The sequence below is a fragment of the Ruegeria sp. BHSB058 genome (assembly GCF_059613285.1).
The window spans coordinates 1-13,666 of the sequence record NZ_JBXWSF010000094.1 but is presented as its reverse complement, the minus strand read 5'-3'; the positions used below and the strand labels follow the sequence as shown (position 1 = coordinate 13,666).

The following is a 13,666-nucleotide window of genomic DNA, read 5'->3' as shown; positions in this document are numbered from 1 at the left end:
ATGGAATCGGTACTGGATCATCACACGGCTCGCGCTCTGCTGGAATGGCAGATCGAGTTGGGAGCAACCGAAGCCATCGGAGATGATCCGGTGGACCGGTATGCTTTACCCGACACAACGGCACAGCCCAAGGCAACTGTTCCAACTCCAGAGGTCAATGTAAAACCGAAGGATGCCGATGCGACCGAGGTTGCGCAAAGATCGGCGCGAAGGGCAAACTCATTGCCAGAGTTGCGCGCGGCAATGGATGCATTTGATCTGTGCGAATTGAAACGCGGGGCACGGCAACTGGTCTTTGCAGACGGAACACCAGGCGCGCGCGTCATGATCATTGGCGAAGCTCCGGGGCGTGATGAAGACCGGGAGGGCCGCCCATTTGTAGGACGCGCGGGTCATTTGCTGGACCGGATGCTGGCAGCGATCGAACTAGACCGCAGCAAGAATGTATATATCACCAACGTTTTGCCGTGGCGGCCTCCGCAAAACCGCGATCCTAAACCCGAAGAGATTGGAATGATGAAACCGTTTCTCGAGCGGCATGTCGCATTGGCAAAGCCAGCGGTTCTGGTGCTAATGGGAAATATCAGCTGTCAGGCGGTATTGGGAAAACGCGGCATAACCCGGTTGAGAGGGCAGTGGGAACAAGCAATGAACCTGCCGGTCATACCGATGTTTCACCCTGCATATCTGCTTCGCCAGCCTCATATGAAAAGGCAGGCCTGGGCGGATCTTCTGGTGCTCAAGGAACGGCTTGAGGAATCGAAATGAAAATCCTTGCGTTCTCTGACCTTCATATGGCGCGGACGCGAGCCGCCGATTTAGTGGTGGCCAGTAACGATGCTGATCTGGTGATCGGCGCCGGGGACTATTGCAATATGCGGCATGGGCTGGATGAAGCGATGGAGATGCTTTCCAGAATATCAGCCCCTCTGGTTCTGGTGCCGGGAAACGCGGAAAGTGCGGAAGAATTGGACACAGCCGCTCACGAAGGCGCGCACGTATTGCACGGCCACGGAATGACCGTGGATGGGGTGCGCATGTTCGGGCTGGGTTATGGCGTACCGGTCACACCCTTTGGCGACTGGTCTTGCGATCTGACCGAGGCTGAAGCGACAGAGTTGTTGGACCGCTGCAAGGATACCGATATCCTCATCACCCATTCCCCGCCAAAAGGGATCGGGGACAAAACCTCGCAAGGGGTGTCGGTGGGATCGGTTGCGGTGCGCAATGCGATCGAACGCATTCAGCCCTCATTGGCTTTTTGTGGGCATATCCACGACAGTTGGGGCGCTCGCGGAAAAATGGGTCGGACCGAAATTGCCAATCTCGGCCCGACTATCAATTGGTTTTCACTGAAATGATCGACCCAGTTGTTTTTTGGACATTCGTTCCGGCGGCGCTGGCGCTGAACCTGACGCCTGGGGCGGACATGATGTTTTGCTTGGGGCAGGGTCTGCGTTCAGGTCCTCGCGCTGCGGCGGCTGCAAGCGCTGGGATTTCGACCGGTTCGATGGTGCACGTCACGCTGGCCGGGCTAGGGTTGGGGGCGGTTGTCGAGGCGGCACCGGTTCTGTTCGACGCCATCCGCTGGCTTGGCGTTTCTTATTTGCTTTGGCTCGCCTGGGGCGCCATACGATCTGGAACGGTATCGCCGGACATTGCGACAAGGCCTGCCAACCATTCTTTTCGCGACGGTTTAATGGTGAATCTGACAAACCCCAAGGTTATCCTGTTTGTTCTTGCTTTCATCCCGCAATTTGTGAACCCGAATGCCGGATCAATCCTGCCACAGTTTTTGATCTTTGGCATGGTCCTTGCGTTCGGGGGGTTTTTCATCAACGCCGGAGTTGGTTTCTTTGCGGGCGCGATGCGCCGGAAGCTAACGAACAACCCTGCGATTTCACGCGTATTGGGCTGGGTTTCAGGGTGCCTGTTCGCGGCCCTCGCCCTACGCTTGGCTATCCTGGAAAGGTCCTGATCCGATGTCCCGCATCGACGAAAGCAAAGATTTCATTCCTGTCCGCATTGCGGTTCTCACCGTTTCTGACACCAGATCCATCGAGGAGGACCGATCGGGCAAGACACTTGTCGATCGCATTGAGAAGGCCGGGCATGTAGTGGTCGACCGGAAAATTCTGAAAGACGAAAGAACCGAGATTGCGGAGCAACTGCGCGTATGGGTGGCCGACCCCGGAATTGACGTTGTGATCTCGACCGGCGGCACTGGATTGACCGGGCGAGACGTGACCGTCGAGGCGCACAGGGACGTGTACGAGAAGGAGATCGAGGCCTTCGGCACCGTCTTCACGATGATTTCGATGGAAAAGATCGGTACATCGGCCGTGCAATCCCGCGCCACTGGCGGAGTGGCGGGTGGAACCTATCTGTTTGCCCTGCCGGGCAGTCCTGGCGCCTGCAAGGATGGTTGGGACGGGATACTGGAAAAGCAGCTCGATTACCGCCACATGCCATGCAATTTCGTCGAGATCATGCCGCGATTGGACGAACACAAGCGACGGAAGTAGACTGGTCATACGTTTCACTGCCTGTAAACGCTTTGTGGCTTGGCATTTTTTGCAGTCCGGCTACTTACTTGTGAGGGCACTTAGAAATGATCGGAGCAATGTGACCGATGCGATTCTTGCGGCAAAGCCTTATTGGGGTATTTTTGGCCTCGATGACGCTTGCCCTACTGTTATATGCGGCGCAATTGGTCACTGGCGCAGTACAGGACTTCGTAAACAAGGAAAACCCGGCTCCGCCGTCGCGTGAACGAATCTTTGCGGTCAACGTCGTGACTGCCGAACTGGAAACGGTGACTCCTTATCTGGACGTTTTTGGCGAAGTACAAAGCCGACGTCGGCTCGAATTGCGGGCTGCAACCGGAGGCAGGGTGATCTGGTTGTCGGAAAACTTCGAAGAGGGCGGCGCGGTATCTGCAGGGCAGGTTCTGGTTGAATTGGATCCTGCTGACGCGCAATCGGCTTTGGATCGTGCCGAATCGGATCTTCTGGATGCTCAGGTTGAAGAACGAGACGCCGAAAGATCACTGGTTTTGGCACGGGATGAATTGAAGGCAGCGGCGGAACAGTCCGCTTTGCGCGACCGTGCGCTTCAGCGTCAGCGCGATCTCGAAGAACGTGGGTTTGGTTCTGCCACGGCAGTTGAGACTGCAGAACTGGCAGCGGTATCGGCGCGTCAGGCCACCCTCGCCCGCAGGATCGCAGTAGCGCAAGCTGAGGCGCGGGTCGACCAGACGGAAACGCGACTGGCCCGCGCCCGCATTGCGCTTGATGCCGTAAAACGCGACCTTGACGATATGACGGTGCGCGCACGTTACGATGGGACTCTCAGTGGTGTGACATTAGTAGAAGGACGACTGGTGTCGGCCAATGAAAAGCTGGCCGAATTGGTTGACCCCTATGCTTTGGAAGTCGCCTTTCGGGTGTCGACTGCGCAATATGTACGATTGCTTGATGCAAAAGGTGTTCTGATCGAAGCCCCCGTGACCGTTTCGCTGGAGGTCACCGGAACCGATCTCACGGCAACTGGCAGGATCAGCCGAGACAGCGGCTCGGCCGGAGAGGGGCAGTCCGGACGCCTTATCTTTGCCCGCCTTGACGAGGCCCCCGGATTCAAACCCGGAGATTTCGTGACGGTATCGGTACAGGAAAACCCTGTTGAACAGGTAGCACGTCTTCCGGCTTCGGCACTGGACGCGTCGGGTACTGTGCTGGTGCTTGGTCGTGACGAACGTCTCGAAACACTCCCGGTGCAATTGGTGCGCCGCCAAAAGGACGAAGTGCTGGTGCGAGGCGAAGGGCTGGAGGGGCGCGAGGTTGTTATTGGCAGGACACCTTTGCTCGGAAAGGGCGTGCGGGTGCGTCCGTTGCGGACAGAGGCCAGCACCGCGCTTGATCCGGGCATGGTTGAACTGACCGACGAGCGCCGGGCGCTCTTGGTCGCCGCGGTCGAAGCAAATGACCGTCTTGCTCCTGACGACAAGGCACGGGTCCTGAATCAATTGGCCGAAGCACGCGTACCCGCACAGCTGGTGCATCGTATCGAAGCGCGGTCCGGGGGATAAGTTCGATGATCCGCGAAATCCCCAGCGCAGCCGGTGGAGTTATCAGCTATTTCACGCGTCATCGCACAATCGCAAACCTGCTTTTGATCATCATGTTGGTGATGGGGGCCGCCGCGATTCCGAATATGCGGGCTCAATTTTTCCCTGATGTCATCACGGAGCAGGTCGAGGTCACAGTCGAATGGGAAGGAGCCGGGCCTGAAGATGTAGACAACGCCATCGTGCAAGTTTTGGAACCTGCCCTGTTGGCGGTGGATGGGGTGCAGAGCTCGGAATCCAGATCGCGAGAAGGTGATGCGAGGATTGAGCTGGAATTCGAACCGGGTTGGGATATGTCGCGCGCCGTTGATGAGGTCCAAACCATCATCGACGGTGTAACCAACCTGCCCGAAGATGCCGAAGAGCCAAGCGTCCGGCGTGGCGGGTGGCGCGACAGGGTCACGGATGTCGTCGTTACTGGCCCAGTGGACACGGGGCGGCTGGCGCTATTCACCGACGAACTGATCACCCGCCTCTTCAAGGCCGGTGTTACGCGCACCACGATCCGGGGAATTGCGGCGCCGCGTATCGTGGTCGAGGTGCCGACAGCGCAATTGATTGCCAACGACATCAGCATGGCCGAAATTGCAGCGGCCATCGCTGCCGAGGTTGATGCGAATCCTGCAGGAGACGTGAGTGGGGCGAATGCCCGGATTCGAACCGGTATCGAAAAACGCACGCCTGAAGAGATCCGTGGCATCGCCTTGCGCACATTTGCGGATGGCTCCACGCTGACAATCGAGGACGTGGCCGACGTGCGGATCGAGGGTGTGACACGCAATCGCAGCTACTATGTGGGCGAACATCCGGCCATGTCCGTCCGCGTGGATCGATCCGATCGCGGTGATGCCATTGCGATCCAGCGCACTGTCGAAGAAGTCGTGACCCAGATGCAGGCCAGTCTTCCGGATGGGGTTACGGTCGAATTGATCCGAACCCGCGCCCAGGCAATAACGGATCGCCTCAACATTCTGGTCGACAATGGCCTCATGGGATTGGCCCTTGTAGTGTGCCTGCTGTTTTTGTTTCTCAACGCCCGTATCGCGTTCTGGGTGGCAGCCGGTATTCCAGTTGCGATGTTTGCGGCCATTTCATTCATGTATTTGGCTGGATTGTCGCTCAACATGGTGTCGCTGTTCGGCCTGATCATTACGCTCGGCATTGTTGTGGATGATGCGATTGTGGTTGGTGAACACGCGGATTTTCGGGCGCGTCGGTTGGGTGAAATTCCGGTTGCCGCCTCTGAACGCGCTGCTTCTCGTATGGCGATGCCGGTCTTTGCCGCCACGGTAACCACCGTTATCGCCTTCTTCGGCCTGACGGCTATCGGTGGTCGGTTCGGTGAGTTGATATATGACATTCCCTTTACCGTGATCGCGGTGTTGCTGGCGTCCCTGATCGAATGCTTCCTGATCCTGCCGAACCACTTGTCCCATGCGATCGCTCACTCTGCGAAAGAGCACTGGTATGATCTGCCCAACCGTGTCGTCAACCGGGGCTTTCGATGGGTGCGCGACCACCTCTTCCGCCCGCTGATCGCGTGGGTCATCTGGGCGCGATACGTTGTTTTGGCCGGAGTGGTGGTCGTCCTGGCGAGCCAGCTTGCCCTGTTCATTCGGGGCGACGTGAACTGGCGGTTTTTCAACGCGCCCGAACGGGGTTCCGTTACTGGCAACTTCATCATGGTCGAAGGCGCCACGCGTGCAGATACGTTTTCCATGATGCGAGAATTACAGCGTGCAACCGAAGAGCTTGGGAAGATCTACGAGGAGCGGCACGGGCGAAATCCAATAGACTATGTTCTGGCAGAGGTCGGGGGCAACGCGGGATGGGGCCTGTCTGCTGCCGAAGGCAAAGACATTGATCTGCTGGGTGGAATTTCGATCGAGTTGATCGACGCTGATCTTCGTCCCTATTCCAGCTTTGAATTTGTCGGAGAGTTGCAGGATTTCGTGAACCGCCACCCGATGACCGAGTTTCTGACTTTCCGGGGCTACCGGTCGGGGCCTGCCGGTGATGCAATCGATGTGCAGTTCTCCGGGTCAGAGGTCGGAACGCTCAAGGCCGCTTCAGAAGATTTGCAAGCGGCCCTGATGAGATACTCCGAAGTTTCGGCGTTGGAGGACAACCTTGCCTATGACAAGGAAGAATTTATTCTGGATTTGACGCCCCGAGGGCAGGCGCTTGGTTTTACCATTGAAACCCTTGGGCGCGCTTTGCGAAACCGTCTTAACGGGATCGAGGCGGCCACTTTCCCGGATGGGCCGCGCAGCGCCGAGATACGTGTGGAACTTCCAAAGGACGAACTGACCGCCGATTTTCTGGAGCACACGCTCATGCGCACACCAATGGGTGTATATGTTCCGCTGGCTGATGTGGTCTCGGTGCGGCGCGAAGTCGGGTTCTCAACCGTACGTCGTGAAAACGGGCTGCGCGTCATTTCAGTGATCGGCGATATTGCCGAAGATGACCCGGCCCGCGCGGCAGAAATCGCAGCCGCGCTCGAAAACGAGATCCTGCCCAAAATTGCCAGCGAACGTCAGGTCGAATGGCGCATGGCCGGATTGAGCGAGCAGGAGGACGAGTTTCTCAAGGAAGCGCGCACCGGTCTGATCCTGTGTTTGACAGGAATTTATCTTGTGCTGGCATGGGTGTTCGCGAGTTGGACCCGACCATTGGTGGTAATGGCAATCATACCTTTCGGATTGGTGGGAACGATCTGGGGGCACTACATTTGGGAGGTGCCGCTCTCCATGTTCACTGTTGTCGGATTGCTCGGGATGATAGGTATCATCATCAACGACTCAATCGTTCTGGTGACGACGATTGATGAATATCAGCGGGACAGGGGGCTGATTCCGTCGATCATCGACGGAGCGGCGGATCGTCTTCGTCCGGTCATGTTGACCACTATGACGACGGTTCTGGGTCTTGCGCCCTTGCTTTACGAGCAATCCCAGCAGGCGCAGTTTCTAAAACCCACGGTGATCACGCTAGTATACGGGCTGGGGTTCGGTATGATGCTTGTTCTGTTCGTTGTTCCAGCGCTTCTCGCGATACAGCGCGATTTCGCCCGCCCGTTGATGGCGCTGCGCCGGGCTATTCGTGGTCCGGACCCTTTGGTGCGATCAACGGTGGCGGGCACAGGTGTTCTGATGCTGATCTGGATGGGTATCACAATGATATGGCCGCTTGTCTATAATGGCTTGCCCGGATTTCTGACCCAATTCGCACCAGTTCTGGAAACAGCAAGCCTCGCGCAGGCGGGCTTGGGATTATTTGTGCTCGGTGCGCTGATTATTCTGTTTGCCTCGGTGGTGATATCGGCGCTGCTATATCCACGGTTGGCGTCGCGAACCAAAACGTAATGACTGTGGCTAGTTACTCGCCCGCTCAAGTGCCGTAAGCAAAAGATCGGGAACCCGGGCGCTCATCGGCAAAGCGTTCCCACGAATTTTGTCGACAGGAAACCACCCGGCATCCATTGCGTCATCCCCGGCAACAGGTGCTCCACTGATATAATGGCACGTAACCGCGACAAGCAGATAGTGGCTGACGACATTCCCGCAGTCATCGCGCCGCAGCAAATCCAGGTTATCGAGGTACTGCACCGGTTCAGCAATGACACCGGCCTCCTCCTGCAATTCCCGTGCTGCAGCCTGCATCACCGTCTCACCCCATTCCACATGGCCGCCGGGAAAACCCCACAGGCCGGCGTCCGGTTGTTTGCCGCGCTGCACCAAAAGAACGTGACCGTCATGAATGACGACAGCCAACGCTCCGATGGAGGGTGTCCGGCTCATGTTCTAGCCAGCTGTGCAACCCTGAATATCGACCGCATGATTGGACCCAAGCACCGTGATCCGGATTTCCGAGCGGTCCAGCGCAAAAGCGGACGAAGAGTTGCTGATGAGTTCGGAACTAGCGACCAGTTTGTTTCCCTGTCGCGTCGTTTGCGTTTCCGATGTCCAAAGCGACGGATCGCCCGACTCAATAACTGCGACCTCTTCCCCGCCCGCCGGGGGCATGGCGATGTGCGCTTCTATCCGCATTCCGTTCTGAGTCGGCTTCAGGTGGCAGCTGGCCGACTGTACACCTGCTTCACGCTCGGAATAGGGTCGCTGGGCCATCGCAGCGGCAATGGCTGGATTGCGCCCGGCTGTCCCTGACAGCGTATGATCAAAGCCAAGGTTGCCGGGAACACAGACGTCCTTGCAAACGCCGAAATCCATCTCACCCCTCAGTCGTACGGGCTGACCTGGTTTGGCGGGGGTAATCTCGACCGGCAGTACCAATTGGTCCTTGTACCCGATTGACCGCAGCCCGTTCTGATCGAATACGTGCGGGGTTGGCCAGGTAATCGAAATCTCGCCGATATTGTCCGACCCGTTCCAGTTGAACTGGGGCGGAATGCCTGCATCGCCCGGCGCGCGCCAATATGTTTTCCATCCCTCGGCAAGTGTCAGCCGAATAGCCCCCAGATAGGTGCCATTCTTTGTTGACCCACCATCCAGGATTTCAAGCCTCACCACATCATCAAGCCCGCCTGCCAAAGCAGGCATTGCGAACGAAATACAGGCGGTCAGGGCGCAGGACGCCAGTTTTTTCAACTTCAACATAGTGAATACATGCGCTTTGAATCGGGAAATGCCAAGTCACGTTCAGGTCAGGAATGTGAAATCTGAGAAAATTGGTGCCCCATACCTTGCAAACCGCGGTGCAGGAGGGCCATTGTTTAAAGATAAGCATTGAAAGAGTGTTCGCATGGATCTAACCGGAAAACTGTTGATCGCGATGCCTGGTATGGGGGATCCGCGCTTCGATCATTCGGTGATTTATCTTTGCAGCCATAGCGACGACGGGGCGATGGGACTGATCGTCAACAAGCCCGCCGATCTTCGAATCAAGGCGCTCCTGTCGCAGTTGAACATTGCCTGCGAAATCCCGGTTGTGGGTGAACGGCTCGTGCGGTTTGGCGGGCCGGTAGAAACGTCTCGCGGTTTCGTGCTGCACAGCTCGGACTACGAGGCGAACCTGCACTCAATGCCGGTAAAGAGCGGGTTCAGCATGACTGCCACCCTGGATATTCTCGAAGACATCGCTGCCGGACGAGGCCCTGCAGAGGCGATGCTGATGCTGGGGTATTCCGGCTGGGGCCCCGGACAATTGGAAGACGAGATTTCCATGAACGGCTGGCTAACCACCGATGCCTCGCCCGAGCTGGTTTTTCAAGTGGCCGATGATGAGAAATGGGAGGCCGCTCTGGCGACACTTGGCGTCGATCCGCTGACACTTTCCGCCAGTGCGGGTCACGCCTGATCAGGTTAGCCTGGGTGCAGCGGCGCGGCGCAGGCGATCGTTGATCGCTGCACCCAGGCCGGTTTCCGGAATGCGCGTGACGGCAATCGGGCGACCGGTTTCGTTCAACTGGTGCAAGGCCGAAAACAGGTTGGCTGCGGCTTCCGACAAATTGCCTGTCTTCGAAAGGTTCAAGTCGCATTCGACGGGTCCAAAGCCCAGCAGGATTTCGTCCCCGCGCCTGGTGCGCACATTCAACCGAACCGGTGCGTCCGGGGCATAGTGCGACAACAGTTGGCCCGGCGCGGAAACTGCACCGCCTGTCTCGTAGTGTTGCAAAGGTGCTTCAAGACACGCCTCGATCTGCTCCGCCGCTATTCCTCCGGGGCGCAATAGCGTCGGGTCCCCTGCCAGCCCTACAATGGTCGATTCCAATCCCACACCACAGGGGCCGTCGTCCAGCACCGCGGCGATCCTTCCGTCAAGGCCAAAGCGCACGTGCTGTGCTGTGGTCGGGCTGATGCGCCCCGATGGGTTGGCCGAGGGCGCGGCGACCGGACCGTCGAATGCAGTCAATAGCGCGCGCGCCGTCGCATGGGCCGGGACGCGAACCGCCAAGGTATCCAGCCCGGCAGTCACGAGCGAGGAAACTCCATGCCCCGGTCGCAGCGGCAATACCAGTGTCAACGGACCGGGCCAGAAGGCATCGGCCAACTTCTGCGCCTCATCGCTCCATTCAACATAACGCCGCGCGGCTTCGATTGACGCCACGTGGGCGATCAGGGGGTTGAAGCTGGGCCGGCCTTTGGCAGCATAGATGGCCGCGACGGCTTCTCCGTTCGAGGCGTCGCCCCCCAATCCATAGACCGTTTCCGTGGGAAACGCGACTAGTTGTCCGTCCCGCAGCAACTCTGCGGCGCGGTTTAGCCCCGCAAGATCGGCGGTCAGGTATTCGGTGACGCAGGAGTTCATAGGCAGTGACGCGGCGTTTTGGTTGCTTGCAAGATCATGTTGGTTAGGTAATCGATCAAGCTCCGATGCTTACCGACGCCAGCAGCGGAATCCAAGCCCGCGCTTGTGAAAGCCGAGAATAACCTCCGAGGAAAGCCATGCCCTATCGCGCCCCCACCTCCGATTATGAGTTCCTGTTCGATCACGTGGTCGGCTTTGATCAGGTGGCGGCGAGTGATTTGTTTGCCGAAGCCAGCCGGGATGTTGTCAGCGCCATTCTGACCGAGGCCGGCAAAATGTGCGAAGAGGTCATGTCACCGTTGCAACGCCCCGGTGATCTGGAACCTGCCCGGCTGGAAAACGGCGTGCTGCGCACCACTCCCGGTTATGCGGACGGATGGAAGGCGATTTCTGATGGTGGTTGGATCGGGATGAGTAGCGATCCGGAGCATGGCGGCATGGGCCTGCCGACAACTATAGCGACCGCCGTCAACGAAATGATGAGCGCTGCCTGCCTGTCGCTGCAGCTGGCTCCGTTGATGAGCCAGGGCCAGATCGAAGCACTGGAGCATCATGCAAGCGACGAAATCAAGGCACTATATCTGCCCAAGCTGATATCGGGCGAATGGTCGGGAACAATGAACCTGACCGAAGCACAGGCAGGCTCGGATGTCGGGGCGCTGTCATCCAAGGCCGAACCCAACGGCGATGGAACCTATGCTGTCAGCGGACAAAAGATATTCATCTCGTGGGGCGACAACGATTTTTGTGACAACGTGTGCCATCTGGTTCTCGCGCGCCTGCCAGAAGGCATGCCCGGAACCAAGGGGATTTCGCTGTTCCTGGTGCCCAAGTTCATACCGGATGAAAACGGAGACCCCGGCGTTGCAAACAGCCTCAAGGTCGTATCGCTGGAACACAAGCTGGGCCTGCATGGCTCTCCCACCTGTGTGATGCAATACGACCGGGCGACGGGATGGCTCGTCGGCGCGGAACATGGTGGTATGGCGGCGATGTTCACCATGATGAACAATGCCCGGCTTGGTGTCGGCGGTCAGGGCGTCGGTGTAGCCGAGGGGGCCTATCAGCATGCCTTGGCCTATGCGTTGGAGCGTAAACAGGGCAGGACGCCTTCGGGGACGATCATAGACCATGCGGATGTGCGCCGGATGCTATTGGAGATGCGTGCCGACGTATTTGCGTCTCGTGCGATCCTGCTGGCGAACGCCGTCGCAATCGACATGGCCAAGGCCACCGAAGATGCGGAATGGACAGTGCGGGCTGCGTTGCTGACGCCCATTGCCAAGGTTTTTGGCACTGAAACTGGAATACGAGTGGCCGAGACCGGAGTGCAGGTACATGGCGGCATGGGTTTTATCGAGGAAACTGGCGCGGCTCAGTATTACCGAGACGTGCGCGTAACCGCGATCTACGAGGGTACGAACGGTATTCAGGCGATGGATCTGGTCGGCCGCAAAATGATGGACGGCGGCGAGGCGGCCTCAAAGCTTCTGGATGAAATCGAGGCGCAGGCCGAAGCCGCGCGCGCCAGGTTGCCCGAACTGGCTGGGCCGGTTTGGGAAGCCACTGAATCTTTGCGTGAGGCGACCGAATGGTTTGTTGGCCAGGACGATATGACTGAACGCTTTGCCGGGGCTTTACCATATTTGCGTGCTTTTGCCCGAGTTCTGGGCGCGCATTATCACCTGTCGGCGGCTTTGGCCGATCCTGACGGGCCACGCGCCAAACTGGCCCGCTTCTATATCAATGTACTGCTGCCGGAACACACGGGTCTGTTGGTACAGGCACAAAATGGTTCGACCGACCTCTATGCGCTCAGCGCTGACGATTTGGCCGCCTGATGGATGGGGCGCAGTCGCCTGTCATGCAGTATCCTTGGGTAGAACCACCCCGAAGCGGAGAGGCCATCGAAGTGGCCGAAGGTGTCTTGTGGATGCGCCTGCCGCTTCCGATGAAGCTGGATCACGTCAATGTCTATGCACTGGATGACGGCGATGGCTGGACAATCATCGATACCGGGTTCTCTTCGAAAAAGACGCGCGGCATTTGGGAACAATTGATGGCCGGGCCGCTTGTTGGCAAGCCGGTGCGGCGCGTCGTAGTCACGCACCACCATCCCGATCATGTAGGTAACGCAGGATGGTTCCAATCCGTCCATGGGGCCGAGCTTGTCACGACGCGAACGGCCTGGTTGTTCGCGCGGATGCTGACGCTTGACGTGCAGGAAAGCTGGCCCAAGGAAACGCTCGACTACTACCGTAGCGCGGGGATGGCGCCGGAGGTGCTGGAAAAGCGCATGTCCGAGCGGCCATTCAACTTTGCCGACATGGTTTATCCGATGCCGCTTGGGTTCACGCGTATTCGGCAGGGCGAAGTTTTCCGCATGGGCGGTCGCAATTGGGACGTTCACATGGGCAACGGTCACGCCCCTGAACACGCGACATTCTGGAGCCGAGACGACAACCTGGTGATTACCGGCGATCAGATTCTCAGCTCGATCAGCCCCAATATAGGCGTCTATGCGACCGAACCTCTGGCTGATCCGGTGGCCGAGTGGCTGGAGGCGTGCGAGCGGCTGCAACCGCTGGCGCGACCGGACCACCTGACGCTGGGTGGTCACAAGCTGCCCTTCACCGGGTTGCCCACACGGATGCGGCAACTGATTGACAACCATCATGGGGCGCTGGAACGCCTGCTGCAGCACCTGGACACACCAAAGCCGGCCTCAGATTGCTTTGTTCCACTGTTCAAGCGAAACATCGGAGAGGGCGAATATGGGTTGGCTTTGGTCGAAGCGGTTGCGCATGTGAACCATCTCTACCACATTGGTGCGGTGACCCGGACGCGCCGCGCGGACGGGGCCTGGCTGTACCAACGCAACGGGTGAGAGATGGACGACAAGATCGAAACTTCTGCCGAGGCCGCCGAAGCCATGGCAATACCGCGTTGCCATGAGGTTCACGCCGACCCTGCTGCGGGTAATGGTCCCAAAGAATTGCCAAAGCCGCTACAGAAACCGATTGAGACCAAAAGTCCGGCGCAGTGGGCGTATGAGCGGTTGATCCTGTATATCCAGAATTTCGAAAAGCAGCTCGACAACAGTCAAGAGGTTGCAATGGGTTTTACCGGGGGCGATGCAGGTGTCCTGCGGATCGAGGGGATGGGTTATTTTGACCCCGATATCGTGACGTTCTATGGGTCCGATGCCACCGGGGCCAAAACCCAGCTTGTCCAGCATGTCAGTCAACTGAACGTGATGCTGCGGGCAAT

General features: G+C 58.2%; 13 protein-coding genes. 10 read left to right on the top strand and 3 right to left on the bottom strand.

Annotated elements, in window-relative coordinates:
• The 6 genes from AC2FNB_RS18190 to AC2FNB_RS18165 all read left to right on the top strand — a co-directional run.
• On the top strand, nt 1–768 hold a 768-nt coding region (locus AC2FNB_RS18190; protein WP_496748313.1), incomplete at its 5' end, for a uracil-DNA glycosylase.
• On the top strand, nt 765–1,361 hold the full coding sequence (locus AC2FNB_RS18185; RefSeq protein ID WP_480748667.1) for a metallophosphoesterase family protein: 597 nt from the start codon (nt 765–767) through the stop codon (nt 1,359–1,361). The genes AC2FNB_RS18190 and AC2FNB_RS18185, both read left to right, overlap by 4 nt.
• Complete coding sequence (locus AC2FNB_RS18180) at nt 1,358–1,978, top strand: LysE family translocator (protein WP_496748312.1); 621 nt, start codon at nt 1,358–1,360, stop codon at nt 1,976–1,978. The genes AC2FNB_RS18185 and AC2FNB_RS18180 overlap by 4 nt, the downstream gene beginning before the upstream one ends.
• Before the next feature lie 4 nt (nt 1,979–1,982).
• Nucleotides 1,983–2,525 carry a molybdenum cofactor biosynthesis protein B gene (moaB, locus tag AC2FNB_RS18175; protein ID WP_496748311.1) on the top strand — a complete coding sequence of 181 codons (543 nt, stop codon included), beginning with the start codon at nt 1,983–1,985 and terminating at the stop codon, nt 2,523–2,525.
• A 107-nt stretch (nt 2,526–2,632) separates the two neighbouring features.
• Nucleotides 2,633–4,087 (top strand): efflux RND transporter periplasmic adaptor subunit, encoded by a 1,455-nt coding sequence (locus AC2FNB_RS18170; protein ID WP_496748310.1) that lies wholly within the window; start codon nt 2,633–2,635, stop codon nt 4,085–4,087.
• 5 nt (nt 4,088–4,092) lie between these two features.
• Nucleotides 4,093–7,494, top strand: a complete 3,402-nt coding sequence (locus tag AC2FNB_RS18165; protein WP_496748309.1) for an efflux RND transporter permease subunit — start codon at nt 4,093–4,095, stop codon at nt 7,492–7,494.
• Nucleotides 7,495–7,503: 9 nt separating this feature from the next.
• On the opposite strand, the gene AC2FNB_RS18160 is transcribed toward AC2FNB_RS18165, so the two are convergent.
• Complete coding sequence (locus AC2FNB_RS18160) at nt 7,504–7,929, bottom strand: NUDIX hydrolase (protein ID WP_480748672.1); 426 nt, start codon at nt 7,927–7,929, stop codon at nt 7,504–7,506.
• 3 nt (nt 7,930–7,932) lie between these two features.
• Nucleotides 7,933–8,745, bottom strand: a complete 813-nt coding sequence (locus AC2FNB_RS18155) for a protein-disulfide reductase DsbD domain-containing protein (protein WP_480748673.1) — start codon at nt 8,743–8,745, stop codon at nt 7,933–7,935.
• A 145-nt stretch (nt 8,746–8,890) separates the two neighbouring features.
• Between AC2FNB_RS18155 and AC2FNB_RS18150 the strand changes: the two genes are divergently transcribed.
• Nucleotides 8,891–9,445, top strand: a complete 555-nt coding sequence (locus AC2FNB_RS18150) for a YqgE/AlgH family protein (protein WP_480748674.1) — start codon at nt 8,891–8,893, stop codon at nt 9,443–9,445.
• Here the strand turns inward: AC2FNB_RS18150 and AC2FNB_RS18145 are convergent, their stop codons facing one another.
• Entirely contained in the window at nt 9,446–10,396 is a 951-nt protein-coding gene (locus AC2FNB_RS18145) for an L-threonylcarbamoyladenylate synthase (RefSeq protein ID WP_496748308.1), read from the bottom strand.
• 137 nt (nt 10,397–10,533) lie between these two features.
• Between AC2FNB_RS18145 and AC2FNB_RS18140 the strand changes: the two genes are divergently transcribed.
• From AC2FNB_RS18140 to AC2FNB_RS18130, 3 genes are all read left to right on the top strand, one after another.
• Entirely contained in the window at nt 10,534–12,237 is a 1,704-nt protein-coding gene (locus AC2FNB_RS18140; RefSeq protein WP_496748307.1) for an acyl-CoA dehydrogenase, read from the top strand.
• Nucleotides 12,238–12,260: 23 nt separating this feature from the next.
• Nucleotides 12,261–13,283: an MBL fold metallo-hydrolase gene (locus tag AC2FNB_RS18135; protein ID WP_496748306.1), complete on the top strand. Its 1,023-nt coding sequence runs from the start codon at nt 12,261–12,263 to the stop codon at nt 13,281–13,283.
• 3 nt (nt 13,284–13,286) lie between these two features.
• Nucleotides 13,287–13,666: hypothetical protein (locus tag AC2FNB_RS18130; protein ID WP_496748305.1), on the top strand; the 380-nt coding region annotated here is incomplete at its 3' end.

Excerpts from the sequence above, each read along its gene's own strand:
- AC2FNB_RS18185 (WP_480748667.1), top strand. The coding sequence starts at position 765 with ATGAAAATCCTTGCGTTCTCTGACCTTCATATGGCGCGGACGCGAGCC.
- AC2FNB_RS18180 (WP_496748312.1), top strand. The coding sequence starts at position 1,358 with ATGATCGACCCAGTTGTTTTTTGGACATTCGTTCCGGCGGCGCTGGCG.
- moaB (WP_496748311.1), top strand. The coding sequence starts at position 1,983 with ATGTCCCGCATCGACGAAAGCAAAGATTTCATTCCTGTCCGCATTGCG.
- AC2FNB_RS18170 (WP_496748310.1), top strand. The coding sequence starts at position 2,633 with ATGCGATTCTTGCGGCAAAGCCTTATTGGGGTATTTTTGGCCTCGATG.
- AC2FNB_RS18165 (WP_496748309.1), top strand. The coding sequence starts at position 4,093 with ATGATCCGCGAAATCCCCAGCGCAGCCGGTGGAGTTATCAGCTATTTC.
- AC2FNB_RS18160 (WP_480748672.1), bottom strand. The coding sequence starts at position 7,929 with ATGAGCCGGACACCCTCCATCGGAGCGTTGGCTGTCGTCATTCATGAC.
- AC2FNB_RS18155 (WP_480748673.1), bottom strand. The coding sequence starts at position 8,745 with ATGTTGAAGTTGAAAAAACTGGCGTCCTGCGCCCTGACCGCCTGTATT.
- AC2FNB_RS18150 (WP_480748674.1), top strand. The coding sequence starts at position 8,891 with ATGGATCTAACCGGAAAACTGTTGATCGCGATGCCTGGTATGGGGGAT.
- AC2FNB_RS18145 (WP_496748308.1), bottom strand. The coding sequence starts at position 10,396 with ATGAACTCCTGCGTCACCGAATACCTGACCGCCGATCTTGCGGGGCTA.
- AC2FNB_RS18140 (WP_496748307.1), top strand. The coding sequence starts at position 10,534 with ATGCCCTATCGCGCCCCCACCTCCGATTATGAGTTCCTGTTCGATCAC.
- AC2FNB_RS18135 (WP_496748306.1), top strand. The coding sequence starts at position 12,261 with ATGCAGTATCCTTGGGTAGAACCACCCCGAAGCGGAGAGGCCATCGAA.